Source organism: Bacteroidota bacterium, assembly GCA_016194975.1.
In the GTDB taxonomy this organism is placed as follows: domain Bacteria; phylum Bacteroidota; class Bacteroidia; order Palsa-965; family Palsa-965.
Window position 1 is genome coordinate 1 of sequence record JACQAM010000026.1, and the last position, 22,254, is coordinate 22,254.

At 37.6% G+C, this 22,254-nt stretch carries 26 protein-coding genes; 17 read left to right on the top strand and 9 right to left on the bottom strand.

The window, feature by feature from the left end:
* Positions 1-79: 79 nt before the first annotated feature.
* From HY064_16540 to HY064_16595, 12 genes are all read left to right on the top strand, one after another.
* On the top strand, positions 80-829 hold the full coding sequence (locus HY064_16540) for a hypothetical protein (GenBank protein ID MBI3512270.1): 750 nt from the start codon (positions 80-82) through the stop codon (positions 827-829).
* Between the two features lie 469 nt (positions 830-1,298).
* Positions 1,299-2,870, top strand: a complete 1,572-nt coding sequence (locus HY064_16545) for a type I restriction-modification system subunit M (GenBank protein MBI3512271.1) — start codon at positions 1,299-1,301, stop codon at positions 2,868-2,870.
* A gap of 476 nt (positions 2,871-3,346) precedes the next feature.
* Positions 3,347-4,036 carry a restriction endonuclease subunit S gene (locus HY064_16550; protein ID MBI3512272.1) on the top strand — a complete coding sequence of 230 codons (690 nt, stop codon included), beginning with the start codon at positions 3,347-3,349 and terminating at the stop codon, positions 4,034-4,036.
* On the top strand, positions 4,036-6,909 hold the full coding sequence (locus HY064_16555; protein ID MBI3512273.1) for a type I restriction endonuclease subunit R: 2,874 nt from the start codon (positions 4,036-4,038) through the stop codon (positions 6,907-6,909). Before HY064_16550 ends, HY064_16555 begins: the two co-directional genes overlap by 1 nt.
* Before the next feature lie 4 nt (positions 6,910-6,913).
* Positions 6,914-7,468 (top strand): hypothetical protein, encoded by a 555-nt coding sequence (locus HY064_16560; protein ID MBI3512274.1) that lies wholly within the window; start codon positions 6,914-6,916, stop codon positions 7,466-7,468.
* Between the two features lie 2 nt (positions 7,469-7,470).
* On the top strand, positions 7,471-8,292 hold the full coding sequence (locus tag HY064_16565) for a hypothetical protein (GenBank protein ID MBI3512275.1): 822 nt from the start codon (positions 7,471-7,473) through the stop codon (positions 8,290-8,292).
* Between the two features lie 412 nt (positions 8,293-8,704).
* Positions 8,705-9,691: a hypothetical protein gene (locus tag HY064_16570; GenBank protein MBI3512276.1), complete on the top strand. Its 987-nt coding sequence runs from the start codon at positions 8,705-8,707 to the stop codon at positions 9,689-9,691.
* Positions 9,692-9,875: 184 nt separating this feature from the next.
* Positions 9,876-10,484: a GIY-YIG nuclease family protein gene (locus HY064_16575; GenBank protein MBI3512277.1), complete on the top strand. Its 609-nt coding sequence runs from the start codon at positions 9,876-9,878 to the stop codon at positions 10,482-10,484.
* Complete coding sequence (locus HY064_16580) at positions 10,471-11,019, top strand: hypothetical protein (GenBank protein ID MBI3512278.1); 549 nt, start codon at positions 10,471-10,473, stop codon at positions 11,017-11,019. The genes HY064_16575 and HY064_16580 overlap by 14 nt, the downstream gene beginning before the upstream one ends.
* 205 nt (positions 11,020-11,224) lie before the next feature.
* Positions 11,225-11,971, top strand: coding sequence for a hypothetical protein (locus HY064_16585; GenBank protein ID MBI3512279.1), 747 nt, complete (start codon positions 11,225-11,227; stop codon positions 11,969-11,971).
* Complete coding sequence (locus HY064_16590) at positions 11,968-12,693, top strand: hypothetical protein (GenBank protein MBI3512280.1); 726 nt, start codon at positions 11,968-11,970, stop codon at positions 12,691-12,693. The genes HY064_16585 and HY064_16590 overlap by 4 nt, the downstream gene beginning before the upstream one ends.
* Positions 12,694-13,497 (top strand): sulfatase-like hydrolase/transferase, encoded by an 804-nt coding sequence (locus HY064_16595; protein MBI3512281.1) that lies wholly within the window; start codon positions 12,694-12,696, stop codon positions 13,495-13,497. It abuts the gene before it with no gap.
* 267 nt (positions 13,498-13,764) lie between these two features.
* On the opposite strand, the gene HY064_16600 is transcribed toward HY064_16595, so the two are convergent.
* Together HY064_16600 and HY064_16605 are read right to left on the bottom strand one after the other, a co-directional pair.
* A complete protein-coding gene (locus HY064_16600) occupies positions 13,765-13,935 on the bottom strand; it encodes a hypothetical protein (protein MBI3512282.1) in 171 nt (56 codons plus the stop codon).
* Between the two features lie 31 nt (positions 13,936-13,966).
* Complete coding sequence (locus tag HY064_16605; protein MBI3512283.1) at positions 13,967-14,203, bottom strand: transposase; 237 nt, start codon at positions 14,201-14,203, stop codon at positions 13,967-13,969.
* 126 nt (positions 14,204-14,329) lie between these two features.
* Here HY064_16605 and HY064_16610 point away from each other — a divergent pair, with 126 nt between their 5' ends.
* The 3 genes from HY064_16610 (at position 14,330) to HY064_16620 (ending at position 15,583) form a co-directional block, all read left to right on the top strand.
* The gene (locus HY064_16610; GenBank protein ID MBI3512284.1) at positions 14,330-14,611 is read left to right on the top strand and encodes a type II toxin-antitoxin system RelE/ParE family toxin; all 282 of its coding nucleotides are present in this window, start codon (positions 14,330-14,332) and stop codon (positions 14,609-14,611) included.
* 4 nt (positions 14,612-14,615) lie between these two features.
* Positions 14,616-14,915, top strand: a complete 300-nt coding sequence (locus tag HY064_16615; protein ID MBI3512285.1) for a HigA family addiction module antidote protein — start codon at positions 14,616-14,618, stop codon at positions 14,913-14,915.
* Between the two features lie 170 nt (positions 14,916-15,085).
* Positions 15,086-15,583 carry a hypothetical protein gene (locus tag HY064_16620; GenBank protein MBI3512286.1) on the top strand — a complete coding sequence of 166 codons (498 nt, stop codon included), beginning with the start codon at positions 15,086-15,088 and terminating at the stop codon, positions 15,581-15,583.
* 92 nt (positions 15,584-15,675) lie between these two features.
* Here HY064_16620 and HY064_16625 read toward each other — a convergent pair whose 3' ends face one another.
* Positions 15,676-16,269 carry a bifunctional phosphoribosyl-AMP cyclohydrolase/phosphoribosyl-ATP diphosphatase HisIE gene (locus HY064_16625; GenBank protein ID MBI3512287.1) on the bottom strand — a complete coding sequence of 198 codons (594 nt, stop codon included), beginning with the start codon at positions 16,267-16,269 and terminating at the stop codon, positions 15,676-15,678.
* Position 16,270: 1 nt separating this feature from the next.
* On the bottom strand, positions 16,271-17,050 hold the full coding sequence (gene hisF / locus HY064_16630; GenBank protein ID MBI3512288.1) for an imidazole glycerol phosphate synthase subunit HisF: 780 nt from the start codon (positions 17,048-17,050) through the stop codon (positions 16,271-16,273).
* A 232-nt stretch (positions 17,051-17,282) separates the two neighbouring features.
* Here hisF and HY064_16635 point away from each other — a divergent pair, with 232 nt between their 5' ends.
* Both HY064_16635 and HY064_16640 read left to right on the top strand, forming a co-directional pair.
* A complete protein-coding gene (locus HY064_16635; protein MBI3512289.1) occupies positions 17,283-17,606 on the top strand; it encodes a hypothetical protein in 324 nt (107 codons plus the stop codon).
* Positions 17,607-17,679: 73 nt separating this feature from the next.
* Positions 17,680-18,510 carry a hypothetical protein gene (locus HY064_16640; GenBank protein ID MBI3512290.1) on the top strand — a complete coding sequence of 277 codons (831 nt, stop codon included), beginning with the start codon at positions 17,680-17,682 and terminating at the stop codon, positions 18,508-18,510.
* Between the two features lie 23 nt (positions 18,511-18,533).
* Here the strand turns inward: HY064_16640 and hisA are convergent, their stop codons facing one another.
* The 5 genes from hisA to HY064_16665 all read right to left on the bottom strand — a co-directional run bounded on the left by hisA (position 18,534) and on the right by HY064_16665 (position 22,246).
* Positions 18,534-19,253, bottom strand: a complete 720-nt coding sequence (gene hisA, locus HY064_16645) for a 1-(5-phosphoribosyl)-5-[(5-phosphoribosylamino)methylideneamino]imidazole-4-carboxamide isomerase (protein MBI3512291.1) — start codon at positions 19,251-19,253, stop codon at positions 18,534-18,536.
* On the bottom strand, positions 19,250-19,885 hold the full coding sequence (hisH, locus tag HY064_16650; protein ID MBI3512292.1) for an imidazole glycerol phosphate synthase subunit HisH: 636 nt from the start codon (positions 19,883-19,885) through the stop codon (positions 19,250-19,252). The genes hisA and hisH overlap by 4 nt, the downstream gene beginning before the upstream one ends.
* Positions 19,882-20,112 carry a hypothetical protein gene (locus HY064_16655; protein ID MBI3512293.1) on the bottom strand — a complete coding sequence of 77 codons (231 nt, stop codon included), beginning with the start codon at positions 20,110-20,112 and terminating at the stop codon, positions 19,882-19,884. Before HY064_16655 ends, hisH begins: the two co-directional genes overlap by 4 nt.
* Before the next feature lie 130 nt (positions 20,113-20,242).
* On the bottom strand, positions 20,243-21,253 hold the full coding sequence (gene aroF / locus HY064_16660; protein ID MBI3512294.1) for a 3-deoxy-7-phosphoheptulonate synthase: 1,011 nt from the start codon (positions 21,251-21,253) through the stop codon (positions 20,243-20,245).
* 195 nt (positions 21,254-21,448) lie between these two features.
* Entirely contained in the window at positions 21,449-22,246 is a 798-nt protein-coding gene (locus tag HY064_16665) for a tryptophan synthase subunit alpha (GenBank protein MBI3512295.1), read from the bottom strand.
* Positions 22,247-22,254 lie beyond the last annotated feature (8 nt).

Below are 22,254 nucleotides of genomic sequence, written 5' to 3' on the forward strand. Positions count from 1 at the left end.
AAGTATTCAGCAGATCAGAAGTCCATTTGATGAGTTGGAAATATGACATCGAAAAACTAAATTTGATATAACTCATTTTATGAGACATACTTTCCGGATTTGGAACATTATGGATCAAAGAATGGGAGATATAAACGAGTTACCTGCAATGCTGAGACGACTTTCATTCTTTATTTTAACTATCACAGTTTTCGTTAGCAAGACAACTGCCGAGACAGTATTGCTAAAATCTGATGATGACTTCATTTATAAACTGACTTTTGACAGCACTCTAATAACCGGCAGTTTGTCGACTTATGAATATTGGTCAAAATCAATCTCGATAATAAATAAAGCAGACAGTCAATTAGTCCAAACAATTTCCACTCCGAAAAATCATATTGCTGGCAGACACATCCTTTTATCCTACTACACATTCAGCCTATTTAGAATTGAAGATATAAACTTTGACGGGTATAATGACATTATGCTAATTCAATCTTTTGACACACTTCACCCACAGAACATATTTTATTTTTCTTGGGCATATAACAATAAGACACTAAAATTCGAGCGCGACACAACTTTAGATAAAATCATTCAGCCAAACTTTGACCATGACAAATTTTTAATTTTATCTTCTAATCTTTTATATGCGCCACAGGATCAAATATGGAAAACATATCAGTACATTAAAGGAAAATTGACCTTGATTGAAATAGATGAACGAAAAATAATTACTGACAAAGACAATAATTACAACTCGGTATCTAATACAAAGACAAAATTAATAAAAGGGAAAATGAAATTAGTCGAGGTGACGACAGATTACTCATTGAAAGAATATTAATCTCACAGCCTAAAGCACAGCAGGTAACAGCAAGTTGGAGAAATGGCGGGTGACATGCAAGTAGAAACTTTAGTGCATTTATTTACCTTTGTGCTGCGGAACAGTGAAGTGCTCCGAACTCCGCCACTTCTCCAACTTGCAAAACGTTATCGGTAACTCTATTGGCGACCGTGCTAACATCAAACTGACGAACAATTAACAAACTGACACAGGACAAAACACATATCGGACAGACATCGCTATTAACGGACAGGCAACCCTTCGTTTTTAATTTTTTTTGCCACCGCACGAAATTTTTAAAAATGATTTTTCTGCCAACGCACAAAACACACTTTCATTTTTTTGCCGACACACAAGCCAACCCGAAAAAAAATGAAAGAGTGTTTTCTCCACCGCTTTAAAAGTCCGTTCTTCGTGAATAAGTAAGTGCTATAAATTTTAACTTTGAACCATAAGAAATATTTAATAAATGAGTGAAGACCAAAAGAAAAACCTTGAACAACAGCTTTGGAACATAGCCAATACGCTTAGAGGTAAGATGAATGCAGATGAGTTCAGGGATTACATTCTGGGTTTTATCTTTTATAAATACTTAGCCGAGAAAATGGAGATTTATGCAAATGCCATTCTCAAAGCCGACAAGATTAAATACAAAGACATAAAAGAAAACAGCAAGCAGGGCAAAGAATACATTGAAGCCATCCGTGAAGAAGCATTGGAAAAGTTGGGCTACTTTTTAAAACCTTCCGAACTGTTTAGTGAAGTTGCCAAACGAGGCAACAGCGATGAAGAAGGCAAGGACAATTTTATTTTAGGCGACCTTCAAAAAATCCTCAACAACATTCAGCTTTCTACAATGGGAACGGAAAGCGAAGAGGACTTTGACCACCTCTTTGAGGACATGGATTTGAACAGCACCAAACTTGGCAAAACACCCGAAGCAAGAAATACAATAATTGCAAAGGTGCTATCGCACCTTGACAATATTGATTTCAAGTTGGAGCAAACCGAGTTGGATGTGTTGGGTGATGCTTACGAATATCTCATTGGGCAGTTTGCCAGTGGTGCAGGAAAAAAAGCAGGTGAGTTTTATACGCCACAGGAAGTAAGTAAAGTGTTGGCGAAAATTGTAACCACAGGAAAACAAAAACTAAAATCTGTTTACGACCCAACATGCGGTTCAGGTTCTTTGCTGTTACGAGTTGCCAAAGAAGTAAAAGAAGTAAGCAACTTTTACGGACAAGAACTCAACCGCACTACTTACAACCTTGCACGAATGAATATGATATTGCACGGTGTGCATTATCGCAAGTTTGACATTAAGCAAGAGGACACACTTGAACACCCACAGCATTTAGGAAAAACTTTTGAAGCCATTGTAGCCAATCCGCCATTCAGTGCACAGTGGAGTGCAAACCCTTTGTTTACGAGTGATGACCGATTTAGCCAATACGGAAAATTAGCACCTGCAAGCAAAGCCGATTTTGCTTTTGTGCAACACATGGTGCATCATTTGGCAGAGAACGGAACAATGGCAATTGTGTTACCACACGGTGCGTTGTTTCGTGCAGGTGCAGAGAAGCACATACGCAAGTATTTGATTGAGGACAGAAATTATTTGGATGCAGTTATTGGTTTGCCTGCAAATATTTTTTACGGAACAGGAATTCCTACTTGCATTTTGGTTTTTAAAAAATGTAGAGAGCAACCCGAAGATGTTTTGTTTGTTGATGCAAGCCAATATTTTGAAAAAGCAAAAAATCAAAGTGTGCTTCGTGGAAGCGACATCAAAAAAATAATTGACGCTTATCGCAATAGAACCGAAGAAGAAAAATACAGCAGAAAAATTTTGTTGAAAGAAATTGCAGAGAATGATTACAACATAAACATTACAAAGTATGTGGACACATTTGAAGCAGAAGAAACAGTTGACTTAAATTCTATTTCCAAAAAGTTGAAAGCATTGAACAAAGAAATAGAAACAACAGACAAAACGCTTGCAGCATTTTGTAAAGAATTAAAAATTGAAACTCCTTTTTAAAAATGCAAAAGCAAAAGAACATACCGCAATTGCGTTTCCCTGAATTTAAAGGAGAATGGGAACAAAAACCATTTGGAAAATTGACAACAAGAATTTCAGACCCAGTTGATGTTGAACCAAAAAAACTTTATCAGCAAATTGGAATTCGTTCACATGGCAAAGGAATATTTCACAAAGAATTAGTTGACGGAAAAACATTAGGAAACAAAAGAGTGTATTGGCTAAAGCCAAACGCACTTATTGTAAATATCATTTTTGCTTGGGAACAAGCAGTTGCCAAAACAACTGATAAAGAAATTGGATTGATTGGTTCACATCGTTTCCCAATGTATTTGCCAATTGAAAATGTTTCTGACCTTGATTATCTCTTACATTTTTTCTTAACGAAAAAGGGAAAAGCACAATTAGAACTTGCTTCGCCTGGCGGTGCAGGAAGAAACAAAACACTTGGGCAAAAGGAATTTGAAAACTTAAAGTTGAGAATTCCCGAACACCGTGAGCAAATTAAAATTGCATCTTTTCTAACTTCAATAAACAAAAGGATTTCTCAACTCACAGAGAAGAAAAATCTTTTGGAGCAATACAAAAAAGGTGTGCTGCAAAAAATATTCTCACAAGAGTTGAGATTTAAAAACGAAAAAGGAAAATCATTTTCAGAATGGAGCTCAACTCCACTTTCTGATTTGTTAGATTACGAACAACCAACAAAATATTTGGTTGCAAGCACAGATTATGACGACAACTACCAAACACCAGTTCTTACAGCAGGGAAAACTTTTGTTTTAGGTTATACCAATGAAACCGAAGGCATCTACAACAATGAGTTGCCTGTAATAATTTTTGATGACTTTACAACAGCATTTAAGTTTGTTGACTTTCCGTTTAAAGCAAAATCATCTGCAATGAAAATTCTAAAACCGAAAGCAGGTGTGAATATTGAGTTTGTTTATGAAGCAATGCGAAACATAGAGTATGAAATTGGTGGGCACGAAAGACATTGGATTTCCAAATATTCTAAAATAGAAGTTCCTATTCCATCACCTGAAGAACAAAAAAGAATTTCAAGTTTCTTTTCGGAGGTAAACAAAAAAATAAATCAAACTGAAATTCAATTAGAGCAAACGCTTCAATTCAAAAAAACTCTTTCACAAAATCTATTCTGTTAATGGCGAAGCAACCCGAACATATATTAGAAGAACAATTGGTAGCACAACTTCAAAAGTTGGGTTACGGTTTGGTGTTGATTAAAGACGAGAAAGATTTAATTGCCAATCTTAAAACACAGTTAGAGAAACACAACAACATTCAGTTCAGCAAAGCAGAGTTTGAAAAAGTGTTGAACATTTTAAGCAAAGGTTCAGTATTTGAAAAAGCAAAAACGCTAAGAGCAAAGCAGCACATTGTAAGAGACAACGGAGAGAATTTATATTTTGAGTTTATACAATCAGAGCATTGGTGTCAGAACCAATTTCAAGTTACACATCAAGTTACCATTGAAGGCAAATACAAAAACCGCTATGATGTTACAATACTCATAAACGGTTTGCCGCTTGTGCAAATAGAATTGAAACGCAGAGGGCTTGAATTGAAAGAAGCGTTCAATCAAATCAACCGCTATCAACGACATTCATTCGGTGCAAACTCTGCACTGTTTCAATATTTGCAAATTTTTGTAATCAGTAACGGAGTAAACACAAAGTATTACGCCAACAACAGGCAACAAAGTTTTAAGCAAACTTTCTTTTGGACAGACAAGGAAAATAAACGGCTCACAAATATTGTAAACGGTTTCACTTCTGAATTTTTAGAACCGTGTCATATCAGCAAAATGATTTGCAAATACATTGTGCTGAATGAGACCAATAAAATTTTAATGGTGTTGCGACCTTACCAGTTTTATGCAGTGGAAGCACTCATAGACAGAGTGAAAAATACAAACAAAAACGGTTACATCTGGCACACCACAGGAAGCGGAAAAACTTTGACATCGTTTAAAGCCAGTCAGATTTTAATGAATTTGCCACAGGTGAAAAAGGTTGTATTTGTAGTTGATAGAAAAGATTTGGATTACCAAACCAACAAAGAGTTCAACAGTTTCAGCAAAGGTTGCATTGACGGCACAGACAACACAAAGCAATTGGTTCAGCAGTTTTCAGACGATACAAAATTGATTGTAACCACCATTCAAAAACTAAACACTGCAATCAGTAAGAAACAGTATTTGGTAAAAATGGAAAAGTTGAAAGACGAAAAAATAGTTTTCATTTTTGACGAGTGCCACCGCAGTCAGTTTGGCGAAACACATAAACGAATAAATTCCTTCTTCAACAACATTCAACTTTTTGGTTTTACAGGAACACCAATTTTTGCCGACAATGCAGTAAAAAACGAATTAGGTAAACGCACTACTAAAGAATTGTTTCAGGACTGTTTGCACAAATATGTAATCACAGATGCAATCCGTGACGAAAATGTTTTGAAGTTTTCAGTGGAATATGTTGGCAAATACAAGCGAAAAGAAACCGCCACCGAAATTGATATTGAAGTGGAAGACATTGACACGAAAGAGTTAATGGAAGACAGCAAACGATTAGAAAAAATTGCTGATTACATTCTTGAAAATCATAACCGCAAAACACACAATAGAGATTTCACGGCAATGTTTTGTGTGAACAGCATTCCAACGTTGATAAAGTATTATGAAATACTCCAACGGAAAAAAGAAGAAGGAAAACACAACCTGAAAATTGCAACCGTATTCAGCTACAACAGCAACGAAGATGATTTAGATGCAAACGGGATTTTTGATTTTGAAAGAGATTTTGACAGGGTTGATTTGAATGTAGTTGCAGAACCAACAGTAGAGTTTGGGGCAAACAAACACACCCGTGAAAAGTTGGACGAGTTTATTAATCACTACAACGCAATGTTTGAAACGAAATTTTCAACCAAGGACAGCGAAAGTTTTTACAACTACTACAACGACATTTCTAAAAAAGTTAAGGAACGCAAGATTGATATTTTGCTTGTGGTAAATATGTTTCTCACAGGTTTTGACAGCCCAACCTTAAACACTTTGTATGTAGATAAAAATTTGAAGTATCACGGATTGATACAAGCATACAGCAGAACAAACAGAATTTTAAATGAACAGAAATCACAAGGCAACATCATTGTTTTTAGAAATCTGAAATACGCAACAGACGAAGCAATTACTTTATTCAGCAACAAAGAAGCGATTGAAGTAATCATAATGAAACCGTATGAGGACTATGTAAAGAAGTTCAACGATGCAGTAATTGACTTGTTGAAAATTGCACCAACAGTAAGCAGCGTAAACGAATTGCAAACCGAAGATGATGAATTGGAATTTATAAAAGCGTTCAGAGAACTGATGCGGATAAAAAATATTCTCACAGCGTTTGCCGATTTTAGCTGGACAGATTTAGCAATAGAAGAACAGAAGTTTGAAGATTACAAAAGCAAATATCTTGACCTTTACGATAAAGTAAAAAGCAATCATCAAAAGGAAAAGGTTTCCATCTTAGAAGATGTGGACTTTGAGTTGGAACTCATTCACCGAGATGAAATAAATGTTGCTTACATCATTCAGTTGCTCATAAAACTGAAATCGCAAGTGCAGAAAGTTGTAACACAAGCAGAAAAGGAAATCTTCAACTTGTTAAGCACCGATGTTACTTTAAGAAGCAAGAAAGAACTGATTGAAAAATTCATTCAGGAGAATTTGCCAGTGATTGAAGATACTGACGATATACCCGAAGCATTTGACAAATTCTGGAACGAAGAACAACAGAAAGCATTTGAGCAATTGGTAAAAGAAGAAAATCTATCAGCCGACAGAACGCAATCTTTAATTGAAGATTACTTGTATGCAGAAAGAGAACCGCTAAGAGATGAAGTGTTGCAATTGATTGAAGGCAGTGAGCCAAAACTTTTAGAACGCAAAAAAATTGGCGATAGGATTTTGAAAAAGATTGTGGATTTTGTGGATAGATTTATAAACGGTATGACATCATAAAGAAATGGTAAACTTGTTATTCAGATTATTTCTCACATTCAATGCAACTTCGTTGATACTAGTTGTGTATTTGGTAAAGACCGAGAAAGTATTGAATGTGTTGTGGTGGCGTTTGGCAAACCTCCCACATTTTGTTTCTTATTCAATTTACTTTCTCATTCCCGTTGTGTTGACTTTTTTGAGTTTGCTTTTATCAAAGTGGTTGGCTAACGACAGCATTGAAAAAGAAAACGGTGTTTCTGCAATCAAAGAAATTGAACAGGCAAACAATGCTTATTTGCCAAGCTATTTGGGTTACTTCTTTGTGGCGTTAAGTGTTCCATATTGCGACACTTTAATTTTTGTTTTTGCAATCTTGTTTCTGTTTACATTCCTTTCTCAGACACTTTATTTTAACCCTTTGTTTTTGCTTTTTGGGTATCACTTTTATTACTTGACGACAGCAAACAACATCAAGATATTTTTGATTACAAAAAAGCAACTGAAAGACCCAAGTAAAATTGAGTTTCCAAAACTTAAACGCATTAACGACTTTACATTTATTGACCAAGAAAAATAGCAATGAACCATTTAATCGCAAAAACAAAAGGCAGAAACGGTGATTACTACAAAGTAATTTCTGACGAAGAAATATTTGAATTACCTGACGATTTGAATAACACCGTTGAATATGATGCTGACCACAAACTTGACGAGGACAGTTGGTTTGCTATAACCGAATTTTCGGAGAAAGATTATTGCATTGACCTTTTGACAAGGCGTTTTGTTTCGGCTGACTACAACCAAATTGCACAAGCCGACTATACAAAAATTGACTTTCTCTGTGCTTATCAGACAGGTGTTTACTACTTTCAAAAGATTTCAAGCAAACAGTTAATCCGCAAAAAATATTTCACACTTTCAGCCGAGCCGACTTTGTATGAAGATGCTCCCATTATCGTTATTGACGAGTTTGCAGACGCAATCTATGTGAAGAACGAGGACACACTTTATTTCAAAAATCTTTCTTCAATCGCAAGTATTTTCAAAGGCATTGACGTTTTGTATCGTGAAGCGACACAAGAGGAAACAGAAGAATTTTTGGAGAACGATTTCATTGAACTTGGTGAGGACTTTTCGGCTGACAATGTGAAGAAAGCAAACAGAAAGAGAATTGCTTTAGCAATGCAATCTTTAGAGAAGTTTACACCTGCACAGAAGCAAGACATCTTTACTTACATCAGAGAGTATTGTGCTGACTTAAACTTTGACGAGAATGATGAGAACTTTACAATTTCAAACGAAGAAGAATTAAAACAACTTCTCTACGGAATTGAGCAACGCTATTACACGACAAGACAAGGAAACGAAAAACGATTGGCAAATTCAATAACACCATTATGACAAAAGTCAACGCACAAAAAAATACACTCTTGCAAGCCGCTAAAGCCAACGCTGAAACCAAAGCTTGCAAGAGAGTATTTTTTTCTCCACCCAAAAAGAAAAATCATTTTTAAAAATTTCTTTCCAACGCTTCAAAAAAAATTAAAAACCCAAACGCACAGTGCAAACACGGACAGACACCGCTTCTAATGTAAATCGCTTCGGACAAAGTGTGTGTAAACTTGACACTACACATCTTCGGACGGACAGAAGAGCTACCGATAACAAGGGGTTTAAGAAATTGGCGGTTCAGTGGTTAAATCAAGTTCGGTTTTCCAATCAAACTTTCGTGCAGGTTGACAGTTTTGTGCTCCGAAATCGCCAACTTCTTAAACCCGCAAACCGTTAGTGGCAAGCAACAAAAACGACACCGATGGTAGAAATAATCTCCGACAGCAAAGAAATAAAACTGCTTCATAGACAGTTTCACAAGTCGCTTGACAAATACTTAGACAAAGAAGTGCCAATTTTTGTAGGCTTTCCTGCGGGCAGTTTTCAAGACACCGTTCAATATTCGACAGACTTGAATTTTTGGCTGACATACAACGAGACAGAATTAAATAGATATTGGAACGGCTTCGGAGTTGGCGAACCCATCAAGGACAAAATGAATTCTCTTACTGGAGAAATTAATTTTCCAAAGACAGACATTGACAGACGAGTTGCTGGAGCATTTGGAAGAGAGCCCAATGGAAACATTCTCGTCTTACATAGAGGAAAAATTGGCGGAGGAAAACCTGGTGTCGGAAAAAATCTCTTCGTTGGAAACTTCAGAGGAGAATTTGTGACAGCAATGGACGGAGACACCGAAAATCAATTCTGTCTTGTCGGACAACTTAATTCAAAATTATTTCCAAGACAAGTTGCAGATTTTATTTTTGAAATCAGGAGAATAAAAGACCTTGGCAACAGCGGACAGACAAACGGTTTTTCAGAGTTAAACAACTTCCAATTCTCAGACGAGCATTCAGGACAGACAATCTCTGAGCGTGAAGGACAGACAGTCATTGACAGAACACACGGAATAGTTGTAAATGCTTTAGCGCGTGAACTTGAAAAAAGAAAATACAAAGTAGGCAACGACAGAAACCGTGACCTATTCATCCATAACGACAATAAAATCCAGACACTATTTGAAATTAAAACAAGTTCTGCAACACAAAATATTTATTCTGCCGTTGGACAGTTAATCATTTACAGCATCCCAATTAAAAATGAAGTTCAACTCGTGACAGTTTTCCCAGACAAACTAAGCAAGACAGTTGAAAAACGACTGGACAATATCGGAATACAGCAACTCTACTACGACTGGACAGACAACGAACCAACATTTCACGGACTGGACGACATACTAAAATAAATTGCCAGCCACTAACATCACCTTTGCGTCAGGCGGGCTTCGGTGGTGCGGGAAAGTTTGTAACATCGCATTTGCATTCGTGTCGGGGGACAGGACTTCGTCCCGTCACCCCGCCCGAACGCAAAGCTGAGGAACGTTACTTGGAGACACTCCGAACATCAAACTAATTGCATGAAAATAAACTATGACAAACAACGAACTTGAAACTAAAATTCTGACAACAATTAAAGCTAAGCGGACTTTCCAAAAGTCATTTTCAGATTTAGTCAAGGACTTTGAAATCAAATTCGCAAACTTTGACCCGACTGCAAACTGTTTTGAAATTGGTAATTACTTCGGGGCTAGGATAGGACAAGTTGCAGCAACAAAAAAATTAATTGCTGACGGTAAAATAAAAAGTGAATGGCTAAGAGAGTATGAAACTAAAAGTGGAAAGACCAAAAATGACTTTATCGGGCTTTATGTTTTCTTAAATGACAACTGTCCTTTCTATGTTGGTATATCAAAGGGTGTTATCGGGCGAATATTTCAACACACGAAAGGACACAACCACAACACTTCGACACTTGCATACAACATTGGACTAATACGCTACGAGCTTTTGACTGGACAAAAACATCTTGGCGATAGAAAAGAATTAAACTTTAAAACAGAAGTAGAACCTGTTAAGGAATTTCTGTTAAGACAAAAAATTGCTTTGCTACCAATTGACAATCACGAAGAGCTTTATTTATTTGAAATATTTTGCTCAATGAAACTTCAGACATTTCTTAACAAATTTGAAACGCATTAAATCAAAAAATATGTATCGTGTAGATAAAAGAGATTGCACCATCGGAGAAACATTAATTGCTCCAGAAAACTCTTATCAAGTTTCGACCAGTTTCACAGACGATAAGCAAACTCTTGAACGAATTTTAGAGGAAGAAAAGCCAATAGACAAGCAAGGAGATAGAAAATCTGGACTTTTCATTTTTGCAGAACTTTCAGACGCAATTCGGTTTTCTTGTGTAATGACAGACAGTAAAATTTATCAAGTAATAGGACTTGCAGACACAGTATTTTATCACCGTGGAGATATGAACTTGACAGAAATAATGAGTAAAATAATTGGGCAAGAAAGCGCTTTGAGAGAAATAGCAAAAAGTTATTGGCAAGGCGGCAAGACATTTAAGCCGTGCTGGGAAATTCTTGTTGACAAAGTTCAAGTAACAAAAATTATTGTTGGTGACAATGAAAATAGAAAAAGGATTTGTTCTGATTTTAAAATGGCCGCAGGACAAAACATTGAAAAGCTAGACTTTTATCTTACTCAACTTTCAGAATAATGATTAGCCACTATAACAACCTTTGGTGCAGACCTCAAACACTTTTGCCTCGAACAGACAGCAGGGCAGCAGGTAACAGCACATTTGCAATAGGCGGGGTTTCGTGCTCCGCAGACAGTTTTGTGGTAGCCGAAAGTTCAGTTCTCCGAATGAACATTTGTGCTGAAACGCCCGCCCATCGCAAATCTGCAAAACGTTATGCCCAATGCTAAAAAACAGCCAGACACCATTGACAACTGACAAATACTACAACGACATTAACAAAATGGTTTGTGACTTCTGTAACAGACACAAACTACAACTGCTGGACATTTTTTTAATTGGTAGCCGAGCATCCAGCAACGACAATACTCCATTGACAAATTCCGATTACGATTCAATAATAATGTTAAAAGACAATCTCGGACTTGACGACTTAAAAAAAATAAGAGACGACTTGCAAAATAAAATAAATCAAATAGACAAACTCGACTTATATCATTTTAAGTTTTTTAGTTTGTATGAATTTGAAAAAGCAAAACATTATGACGGTTTTAGAATTTTTGAGTTTCAATCACGCTTTAAATCACAGTTAGGGACAATGGCTTTAAACTACAATTCTATTTCACTTGATAAATTTAATTTTATAAATTCAATACTTTTACAAGAAGTCAATGGAACATTAACTAATCCGGATATTTTAAAAAATATTTCAAACAACGAGAAATTGAAAAAAAGAGTTGAAAGAAATATTCAAATTTTAGAAAGCAAAAAAATTATTCCTTATTGCCATAAAACAAATTACATAGAATATTGCATGGACAATGATGAACTGTATAGAGAATTTAAGCAATCAAAGTTCAATAAAGTGGGCTATGTTAATTTTCTTGACAAATATTTTATGAGATTCAGACACGAATTTATTAATAGAGGAAAAATTTATTTAGACAATATAAATCAACTACAAAAATGAAAAAAGGAAAAAGAGAATTAACTTGGAACGAAATTTTACACCAAGTAAAGTTTTGGATAGCCCTCATTCTTGCATTGTTACCATTGCTTACTGTTTTATATTTTACAATTTTTGATAAAGTCAAAGACAATTACTTAATCGTTACTTTGGGTTTAATATCATTTCAAGTTGGTTTTTGTATAAATTTAGTTTATGAAATAATAAAAGAGCACAAAAAAAAGAATGAATCAGACATTACAAATATTAAATCACAAACGGAATTTTGGACGCATGGAAAAAAGTATGAGGAATTAATAATCATATCAATAAATGCAAATCATTTTATTGAATCACTTGTAAATAATGAGATAAAGGTGAAAAATGTTAAACTGATTTTTCCAAACGATGACAGCATAAAAACATATTATGCTAATAATAAAAATGTCAATGATAAAACTAAATCAATTTCCGCTGTTAGCGATTCAATTAATCTCGTTTCAAATAAATTAAACCAAGCCAAAACAGATAATATAATTTCATCTTTTGAAATTAAGAAAATGGAAATGTTCCCTTCAACTTTTTTAGCAATTTTTGACGGACAAAAATGTTTGCACGGAAAATATTTTCCCGATAAATATAGAAGTGACACGATTGGATTAAAAAGTATCGGTTGGATGGAAAAAGAACCGAATAAAGTTTTTTATCTTTATAAATATTTTTTAAATTTATGGGAATCCAATTGAATGAAAGAATTTGAAACAAACTATTTAATCGTTACAATAGACAGTTGCAGATGGGATACATTTTGTTCTGCTAATATGCCATATATTAAAGGCAAATCTTCCTTTCGCAAAGCATATTCTCAAGGAACATACACCTTACCTTCTCATAAATCAATTTACCAAGGCATTTTACCTTCCGTGTATGAGAAGATACCATATTATAATAGGTTTGCGAAATCATTATTCAGAATCAACAATAGAGAAGTTGCAACTAATAGTTTGGTAACTTTTAGAGGTGGGACAAAGAATATAATAGAAGGATTTAATGAAAAAAAATATTTCACATTGGGAATAGGAGCAATGGAATGGTTTAGACACATTGAATTAACAGACGGTTTTCAAAAATTCTTTTATACTGCAATTAATGCCAAAAAGCAATGTGAAATATTTTTTGAAACAATTTCTAAAATTAAAGAACCATTTTTTGCTTTAATAAATTTTGGAGAAACTCATGAACCATATGAATACGGAAGACAAATTGAACCCACTCTTAATTCACGCTCAAGAATGCGTTCATTTATAAACTATGGTTTTTTACAAGATGAAATGAATAAACAGATTAGTGCTTGCGAATATTTGGATTTAATGTTCACAGATTTAATCTGTAATATTGAAAAAACAATTTCAAGAGGGACAGTGGTTATTATTTGCTCCGACCATGGAGAATGTTTCGGAGAAGATGGATTATATGGACATGGATTTTATCATCAAAAAATTATTGAAGTGCCTTTGGGAATTTTTGAAATTAATTGTAAAATATTATGATTCGCCTTTCTTGACAGACAGTTACACGGTGGACAATTTCGCAATGGAAAAAAAAAGACAAAAAAAAGCACGGTGGACAGCATCGCAATTATACAACGCTTTTCTCGGCTGACAGTTTTTCTAGCGGACACAGATGACAACAGCACTGGGCATAACAGCGGTGGCCGTTGCCCGCCCGGTTTGGGTCGGGCAGGCACAACTCTCAATTTCAAAAAATAATTCCCCTATTCGCCCGAATAGCGCAACTCATTCCCGCTCCTCCGAAATTCACAACACAATTTTTTCTGTTAATGGCAAACGGAAAATATTTTCCAGCGAAAAACAATGTTCATAAACAACAAAAAAATGTTCATCGTCTTCTGAATTTCTCCCGAGACTTCGGGATTCCTCATCTCCATCGCCACCACTTTTATTTTTTTCTCCCTGTAGTTCATCCACTTTTTGAGATTGTACGCAATCGCGGCGCCGATCATGAATTTATTGGCTCCCGATAGCTATCGGGACTAATTCCGCGCGTCCAAATTCTTTTCATCCCGCGGAAATTAATCAGTGTGCCAAGGACAGGTTCGACCGTTGAGCTGCGCATTTTTTTCAGTTGTTTTGCTTTTTGTGTTTTCAGTCGCTCGTGCATTTCATCGTAGAGCGGTTTGTGTATGCTGTCATCCAATTTTTTAAAATCACTTTTTCCGATGCATTCACTCCGCAGCGGGCAATTCTTGCATTATGCGTCATTGCTCAGACAGACACTTCCGACTATCCGACAGCCAAAAAATAAATTTGCAGACATCGAATTAATTGCTTACCTTTAACGTTAGTAACGTATTTCGATACTATGATTATATCTTTCGGTGACAAGACGATCCAAAAAATATGGGAAGGCGAACGTGTAAAAAGTTTCTCGACAGACATACAAGAAAAAGCTCGTAGAAAATTAAGAATGCTTAATAACTCGGTAGACATAAAAGATTTATTGATTCCTCCTTCAAATATGCTTGAGAGACTCAAGGGAAATCTCAAAGACTTTCATTCCATCAGAGTAAATAACCAATGGCGCATCATTTTTCATTGGCACAATGGAAATGCAAGTAATGTTCAATTAATCGACTATCACTAAGACAATGAAAAAACTAAAAAACATTCACCCCGGAGAAATTCTCCAAGAAGAATTTTTAATTCCACTTGACATTAGTGCGTACCGGCTTTCTAAAGAAATAGGTATTCCTCAGACAAGAGTTTCTGAGATTGTCAAAGGCAACAGACGAATAACTGCGGACACCGCTCTCAGACTTTCCATATTTTTTGGTAACTCCGCTAAGTTTTGGCTCGGACTTCAGGACGACTTCGACATCGAAGACGAAAAAAGACACAAACAAAAAGACCTGAGGTTAATCAAGCGATACGTTCGCAATGCCGCATAACACGGGGCAATTGCGTCAGCGGGCGGACGTCGGAATAGAAACATTGAGCAATAAATAAACTTGGGTGCGTGCAGACAGTTTTGTGTTCCAAATCCGCCACTTCTCCAATCTGCAAAACGTTAGCACTAATAGGGGCGGACAGACAATTCGGAAATCTTAAATGGACATCTATGATAAAGTTTAATCGGGCAGACATACAAGACAAGTACTACATTCTTGAAATTTATAACTGCCCGACAGATGTAATAATGTTTGCTGCAAATTTAGGTGCGGAAAATATTACAATTGAAAATTACAAACATCATGGAAAAGACCACTCCCCTCTTTTCTTAAGTATTCCGTGCGACAATCAAACTGTAATACCTAAACCTAAACGGTATGACATGGATTTTGAAATTACTAAATCGGACTTTAATAATCTTAAATCAATTTGGCATTCCAATGGTTGTTATGCAATTTTCCATGAGATTACAGACCTAAGATTTAAAGCGACAGATCTTAATGACATAGCTCGATACAAAGCTCTCGACAATTTTAAGTGGACATTGGAATTAGCAATTCCAGGCTCTGCTTCTGACGGTTGGGGACGCATAACATCACCGGACAAGACAATAATTGAGAAAATAGAAAACTATATAAAAACTATATACACAAGTTCGTGCCATTGACAATACGAGATTCTTGAAGAAAATCGGACAGCTTACAAAAGATCAGAAAATAAAGCTTAAAAATAATTTACGAATAGTGCTCGACATCCAGATTATTTCTTCTGCCTCTTCTCCAGCACTTTTATCACATCTCCAAGCGATTTATTCTTCGCGGCAAGCAATATCAAATAATGAAAAAGCAGATCGGCGCATTCGCCGAGGAATAATTCATCGTTATTATCCTTCGCTTCGATTACCACTTCAGTCGCTTCCTCTCCTACTTTCTGTGCAATTTTATTTATTCCTTTCGAAAAAAGAGAAGCGGTGTACGACGCAGAAGGATCGGCATTTTTTCTTGCGTGAATTATTTTTTCAAGATGTTCAAGAAAATTTCCTGCATTGATCTCGCCCCAACACGTGTCCGCTCCCGTGTGACATACGGGCCCATGCGGATGAACTTTTATTAGCAGCGTATCGTTATCACAATCGAGTGCAATTTTTTTCACATCAAGAAAATTTCCACTCTCTTCTCCTTTCGTCCACAAGCGATTCTTCGACCGTGAAAAAAAAGTAACGCGGTTTTCATTTTTGGTTTTATCCAATGCTTCTGCATTCATAAAACCAAGCATGAGCACTTTATTCGTCTGCTCATCCTGAATGATGGCAGGAATAAGTCCGTCGGGATATTTTTTAAAATCGGGAGTCATATTATTTCTGTATTGTAAATTCATCCTGCAAACGCATGGGTTCTCCGTTCTCCGCGAGATATTTTTTCAGGGAAGGAATTGAAATTTCCCCGAAGTGAAAAATACTCGCTGCAAGAGCGGCATCGGCATCGGCAATGCGGAACACATCGAGAAAATGATGCATTGCTCCTGCACCGCCCGAAGCAATAACAGGAATGTTCACTGCTTTTGAAATTCCGCGTGTGAGATCGAGATCGAAACCATTTTTAGTTCCGTCGGCATTCATTGAAGTGAGAAGAATTTCTCCGGCGCCAAGTTCCTGCGCGCGCAACGCCCATTCGAGCGCAGTATTTTCTGTTTTCACTTTGCCTCCATTAAGGAAAACAAAATATTCATTTTCCGTTTTCTTTGCATCGATCGCAACTACCACGCACTGGCTGCCGAAACGTTTCGCCAATTTTTCAATAAGAGAAGGATCTTTGAAAGCAGAAGTATTCACAGAAATTTTATCGGCGCCGTTATCGAGCAGGGCTGCAACATCTTCTTCTGAAGAAATTCCACCACCAACCGTAAAAGGGATATTGATTCTTGCAGCAATTCTTCGCACCAGTTCACTCATTGTTTTTCTTTTTTCATTCGTCGCCGTGATGTCGAGAAAAACAAGTTCATCAGCACCTTCACCTGCATAACGCGACGCAAGTTCCACCGCATCGCCGGCATCGCGCAGTCCTTCGAAGTTTACACCTTTCACCGTGCGCCCATTCATTACATCAAGACAGGGAATGATTCTTTTTGTGAGCATTTTCAAAAACTGATCTTCATCATAAACGAAAGCAAATATAATCCTTCCCAATGAGCTTAGCATTTTCAGAATGAGAAGTATAGCAGGATGAAAAAACAATTTCATCAAAACTGATCCTTTTCAAATACCTAATTCGGGGTATTGATGATTTCCTGAGACGAGATACTTTTGTTTAGAATTAATCTAAAGAACAAAACAGGTGAGAGCCGGAAGAAAAACATACCTACTACTGATGCTTGCGGCCTTTATTTTTTCGTGCAGAACTGCTGTTGCCTTGTTCAGCGACGATGATGTAGCCCGTGCAAAAAAGATAAATGCAAATGCCGATGTACAGCAATTAAGTGACGGGCAAAAATTATACAATGAAAAATGCGGCAGTTGTCATTATCTCCATCAGCCGGCCGATTTCAATTCTCAGAAATGGGATACGATACTTCCCGGAATGAAAAACGACGCAAAACTGAATGATGAAGAATATCAGAGAATAAAAATTTACATACTGACCATGTGCGATGCTCCACCGCCTGGGAAAGGAACAAAGAAAAAGGAGCGCTAATTATAACACTGAAAAGAAAAAAACATCCATGCATCATGGAGTGAAATTCTATTAACTAAAAAAAATAAAAATCATGAAACTTATTTCAAAAACATTTTTCGCTGGAACGCTTTCTCTTTTTTCCATACTTCATGCGCAAGACCGTCAATATGTGTGGACGTACCAATGCACCACGCTTCCCAAAGGTGCGAAAGATCTTGAGGCGTGGTCGACGTGGAGTTATGGAAGAAATTATTTTTACCAGCGACTCGATACGCGCCTTGAAATGGAAGTTGGCCTGACGGACAGAATTCAATCTGCATTTTATTTCAACGCATCGCACGCAGCATTCGGCGCCAACCTCGATACACTTGGTGGAATTGCCAATACCAATGTTGACGGAATTTTTCACTCCAGCGAATTTTCTTTTTCCAACGAATGGAAATGGCGGCTCACCGACGCAACTGCGCCCATTGGATTTACACTTTACGCAGAATATGGTTTAGCTCCCGGTAAATTTGAATTAGAGAACAAACTCATTTTCGACAAAAAATTTCCGAAAGATAATTTCGCTTTGAATCTCGTAAATGAAACGGAAATTTATTACAGTTCGAAAAAAGGTAAAACCATCCGCTCCACTGAATACGAGCCCGAATTGGATCTCGCGTACATGCACATGCTCAAACCGGCATGGGGACTTGGATTGGAAATGCGCAACAGTAATGAAATTGAAAATGGGAACTGGAATTTTTCTGCGATTATGGGCGGGCCTACTTTATTTTATGCAGGCAGCGGACACTTCATCATTATCGGTTTCATGCCGCAATGGATGAATCTTCATAAAACGGATGATGCCCCAAATAATCTTGTGCTGAATGCGAGAGAAAAATATGCGGTGAGAATGTTGTTTGGATTCGGACTGTGATAATTTGCTAATGCGCTAATGCGTTAGCATATTGCTTTCAGTTCCTTCAGCGTAATCTTCCCTTCGTAAATTGCTTTTCCAACAATGACTCCTTCACAACCCAAACGATCGAGCGCTTCCACATCTTTCATAGAGGAAACACCACCGCTCGCAACGAGACGAAGGCCGGGACACTGAAATAAAAGATGGCGATAAAAAGTCATGTTGGGTCCGGTGAGTAAACCGTCGCGTGAAATATCGGTACAGAAAACGTGTGCAATTCTTTTTGTCATTTGCTGGCGAATGAAATCCACCACGTCCACTTCCGTTTGTTCCTGCCAGCCGCTCACTGCAATTTTATCGTTGCGCACATCGGCGCCGAGGAAAAAAATATCGGGGCCGTATTTCTGTATCCACGTATCGAACACCTGTGGTTGTTTTACCGCCATGCTTCCAATGGAAACATAAGTTGCGCCGGCCGAAACCACATTTTCAAGTTCTGTCATTGTTTTTATTCCGCCTCCGAAATCGGTGAGCAGTCTTGTGGAACGGGAAATTTTTTCAAGAATTTTCAGGTTGCGTACACAACCGTCTCTTGCTCCATCGAGATCCACAATGTGCAACCGCGTTATTCCCGCCTCTTCAAATTCCTTTGCCACTTCGAGCGGATCTTCACGATAAATTTTTTTGCTCGCGTAATTTCCTTCCGTCAGGCGGACACATTTCCCTTCAATGATATCGACAGCAGGTATGATCGTGATCATAGTTCAATGAAGTTACGAAGTATCTTTTCTCCTGCCGCACCGCTCTTTTCGGGATGAAACTGAACTGCATTGAAATTTTCCTTTGAAACCGCTGCAGCGTACGACAAGATATAATCTGATGTCGCCGAATTATTTTCAGAATTCTCCGCATAATAGCCATGAACGTAATAAACGAATGCATTTTCAGGAATTCCGGCGAATAATTTTCCTTTAAGTCCGGTGATCGTATTCCAGCCAATCTGTGGAATTTTCATGTCTCTCACTTCATAAACTCCCGCCGGCAATTCATCTTTTGATTTTGTCCAGAGCGAATGCGAAAATTTCTTCACCTGCGTTTTGAAAATCCCGATCCCATCCGTGTTGCCTTCCTCCGAATGTTCGCACAGTAATTGCATGCCCAAACAAATTCCGAGTACCGGTTGTTTAAGCGAGCGAATTACATTCACCAGATTTTTTTCATGCAACTGTTTCATCGCGAAAGAAGCTTCACCTACTCCTGGAAAAATAACTTTATCGGCAGCAATTATTTCTTCAGCATTTTCCGTGATTTGCGCGTGCACACCCAGACGCTCCAATGCGAATTTAATTGACTGGATATTTCCTGAACCGTAATTGATGATGGAGAGTTTCATTTAATACTCCTCTTCTTCCATCCTGTTACAACTTGCCTCATTTTTTCATGCGGAATTCCTTTGCTTTCTTTTACATCTTTAATAGCTTCCCGTATTTTATTTACTATGATCAGTTGTTCAATCAAGATATCAAGTTCGAATTCATCCGGGAGCTTTCTTAAAACTTTCATAGCATCAGATTTTTTCATGGTGGTCCTGTTTTCAACGTTGTCTGATTTATTTGTCACACTACTCAATTTTTATTGATTTGCTTTGTGCTCCTTCGTGTCCTCGTGTCCTCGTTAGCGGCTATATAAACAAACTCGAGGCCACGAAGGCTCAAAGGATCGAAGTTTCACTAAGTTCACATCTCTTCCATCAAAATGATCTTTTCAATTGATATGCAGCTCTCGTTTTATTTATCAGTTTCTCCGCTTCCTCAAAGTTAAGCGTCTGCTGTCCATCCGAAAAAGCTTTCTCCGGTGTGTCATGAATTTCCACGATCACTCCATCGGCGCTGGCCATCACGGCAGCGAGCGCCATCGGTTCCACGTGCGCACGTATGCCTATGCCGTGCGAAGGATCGACGATCACCGGCAAATGCGAACGCGATTTAAGAATGGGAACGGCGTTCAGGTCAAGTGTATTGCGATACGCTTTCTCATACGTGCGTATGCCGCGCTCGCAGAGCATTATTTTTTCATTTCCTCCTGAGAAAATATATTCTGCGGAAGCAAGCAGCTCTTCGATCGTTCCGGAAATTCCTCTCTTGAGCAGAACAGGTTTTTCAATTTCACCAAGCGCGTCGAGTAAATTAAAATTCTGCGCATTCCTCGCGCCCACCTGGAAAACATCCACGTACTCATACATTTCTTCTATCTGTTCTTTCTGCATCACTTCCGTCACGATCTTTATTCCATTCTGTTTGCAATGTTTGAAAAATATTTTCAGTCCGTCAATTCCTATTCCACGGAACGCATAAGGCGAACTTCTCGGTTTGAAAACTCCACCACGCATGATGCGTACATTATTTTTCACCAGAAAATTCACCGTACTTTCTATCTGTTCTTCACTTTCAATAGAACAAGGGCCGGCCATGATGGAGAAATTTCCTTCACCTACCACAACACCATCATGGAGATCGATCACCGTTTCTTTCACTCTCCATTCGCGCGACACGAGTTTATTTGCATCCTTCACGTAATGCACATCGCGCACGCCCGCCAGGTTCCCGATGGAGCGAATGTCGAAGGGTTGTGTTCCAACACAAACAAGGTACCGCTGCCGTTTTGTTTTTACTTCGTTAAGCGAATAGCCGGATTTTGCAACAGCATCTTTCACAAAATGTTCATCCTGCTGTGAAATGTTTTCTTCTAATTGAATGATCATGGTTTAATTTTTAAGATTCTGATTGTTCCTGTATTTTAATTTTTTGCGGGCGGCCGGGCTATCCCCGCCCGACTGAACGTCGTTCGGGCGGGCGCTCTATCTTTTGTTTCACAAAAGGATCCCGCTTCTATCCTTGTGCCGAGCGAAGTCGAGGTGCCTGCCCGACTAAACGCAGTGAAGGCGGGACTGCCCGATTTACTTTACACCTATAGTTTGCCCGATTGAAAGTTTATTGATCAGATTATTTATTGCTTTGGAAATATTTTTTTCATTGGTTAATTCTTTGATGAAAGCGGTTCCGACAACCACTCCATTCGTACTCTCCGAAGCAGCTTTTCTTGTTTCAAAATCATGAATCCCGAAACCAACAAGAACCGGAATCTCCGGAATAATTTCCCGAACTTTCCTTAGTGAAACCATTTGTTCATCAGAAAAAGTTCTACTCTTGCCCGTCGTGGATGCAGTTGAAACGAGATAAACAAAACTTTTACTCAGCGCCGCAATTTTTTTCAATCGCGTTTCTGAAGTTTGCGGCGTAGCAAGGAAAATAAAATACACACCGGCTTTTTCAAAAAATGATTTGTATTCTTCTTCATAGACTTCTACAGGAAGATCCGGAAGAATTACACCGCTGATATTATTTTTTACGCACTCATCCAGAAATTTTTTCATTCCGAATTGAATCACCGGATTAAGATACCCCATAAGCACTTTCGGCAATTTTGAATCTTGAATCTTTGAATCCTTGAATTGATCAAAGAGGATACTGATGCTCATTCCATTCTCCAACGCAATGCGTGATGACTCCTGAATAACAGGACCATCCGCTAACGGATCAGAAAAAGGCATTCCTATTTCAACAAGATCAACACCTCGCTTTTCAAGTTCAGAAAGAATTTCCGTTGTGCTGTTCAATTGCGGAAATCCCGCAGTGAAATAAACACTCAGGATATTCTTTTTCTTTTCCGAGAATAATTTATCTATTGGATTCATTACAATTG

Excerpts from the sequence above, each read along its gene's own strand:
- hisF (MBI3512288.1), bottom strand. The coding sequence starts at position 17,050 with ATGCTCACAAAAAGAATCATTCCCTGTCTTGATGTAATGAATGGGCGC.
- hisH (MBI3512292.1), bottom strand. The coding sequence starts at position 19,885 with ATGAAACTCTCCATCATCAATTACGGTTCAGGAAATATCCAGTCAATT.
- aroF (MBI3512294.1), bottom strand. The coding sequence starts at position 21,253 with ATGATCATTCAATTAGAAGAAAACATTTCACAGCAGGATGAACATTTT.
- HY064_16585 (MBI3512279.1), top strand. The coding sequence starts at position 11,225 with ATGCTAAAAAACAGCCAGACACCATTGACAACTGACAAATACTACAAC.
- HY064_16560 (MBI3512274.1), top strand. The coding sequence starts at position 6,914 with ATGGTAAACTTGTTATTCAGATTATTTCTCACATTCAATGCAACTTCG.
- HY064_16590 (MBI3512280.1), top strand. The coding sequence starts at position 11,968 with ATGAAAAAAGGAAAAAGAGAATTAACTTGGAACGAAATTTTACACCAA.
- HY064_16625 (MBI3512287.1), bottom strand. The coding sequence starts at position 16,269 with ATGACTCCCGATTTTAAAAAATATCCCGACGGACTTATTCCTGCCATC.
- HY064_16665 (MBI3512295.1), bottom strand. The coding sequence starts at position 22,246 with ATGAATCCAATAGATAAATTATTCTCGGAAAAGAAAAAGAATATCCTG.
- HY064_16555 (MBI3512273.1), top strand. The coding sequence starts at position 4,036 with ATGGCGAAGCAACCCGAACATATATTAGAAGAACAATTGGTAGCACAA.
- HY064_16615 (MBI3512285.1), top strand. The coding sequence starts at position 14,616 with ATGAAAAAACTAAAAAACATTCACCCCGGAGAAATTCTCCAAGAAGAA.
- HY064_16545 (MBI3512271.1), top strand. The coding sequence starts at position 1,299 with ATGAGTGAAGACCAAAAGAAAAACCTTGAACAACAGCTTTGGAACATA.
- HY064_16540 (MBI3512270.1), top strand. The coding sequence starts at position 80 with ATGAGACATACTTTCCGGATTTGGAACATTATGGATCAAAGAATGGGA.
- HY064_16575 (MBI3512277.1), top strand. The coding sequence starts at position 9,876 with ATGACAAACAACGAACTTGAAACTAAAATTCTGACAACAATTAAAGCT.
- HY064_16565 (MBI3512275.1), top strand. The coding sequence starts at position 7,471 with ATGAACCATTTAATCGCAAAAACAAAAGGCAGAAACGGTGATTACTAC.
- HY064_16570 (MBI3512276.1), top strand. The coding sequence starts at position 8,705 with ATGGTAGAAATAATCTCCGACAGCAAAGAAATAAAACTGCTTCATAGA.
- HY064_16640 (MBI3512290.1), top strand. The coding sequence starts at position 17,680 with ATGAAACTTATTTCAAAAACATTTTTCGCTGGAACGCTTTCTCTTTTT.
- hisA (MBI3512291.1), bottom strand. The coding sequence starts at position 19,253 with ATGATCACGATCATACCTGCTGTCGATATCATTGAAGGGAAATGTGTC.
- HY064_16610 (MBI3512284.1), top strand. The coding sequence starts at position 14,330 with ATGATTATATCTTTCGGTGACAAGACGATCCAAAAAATATGGGAAGGC.
- HY064_16635 (MBI3512289.1), top strand. The coding sequence starts at position 17,283 with ATGCTTGCGGCCTTTATTTTTTCGTGCAGAACTGCTGTTGCCTTGTTC.
- HY064_16620 (MBI3512286.1), top strand. The coding sequence starts at position 15,086 with ATGATAAAGTTTAATCGGGCAGACATACAAGACAAGTACTACATTCTT.
- HY064_16595 (MBI3512281.1), top strand. The coding sequence starts at position 12,694 with ATGAAAGAATTTGAAACAAACTATTTAATCGTTACAATAGACAGTTGC.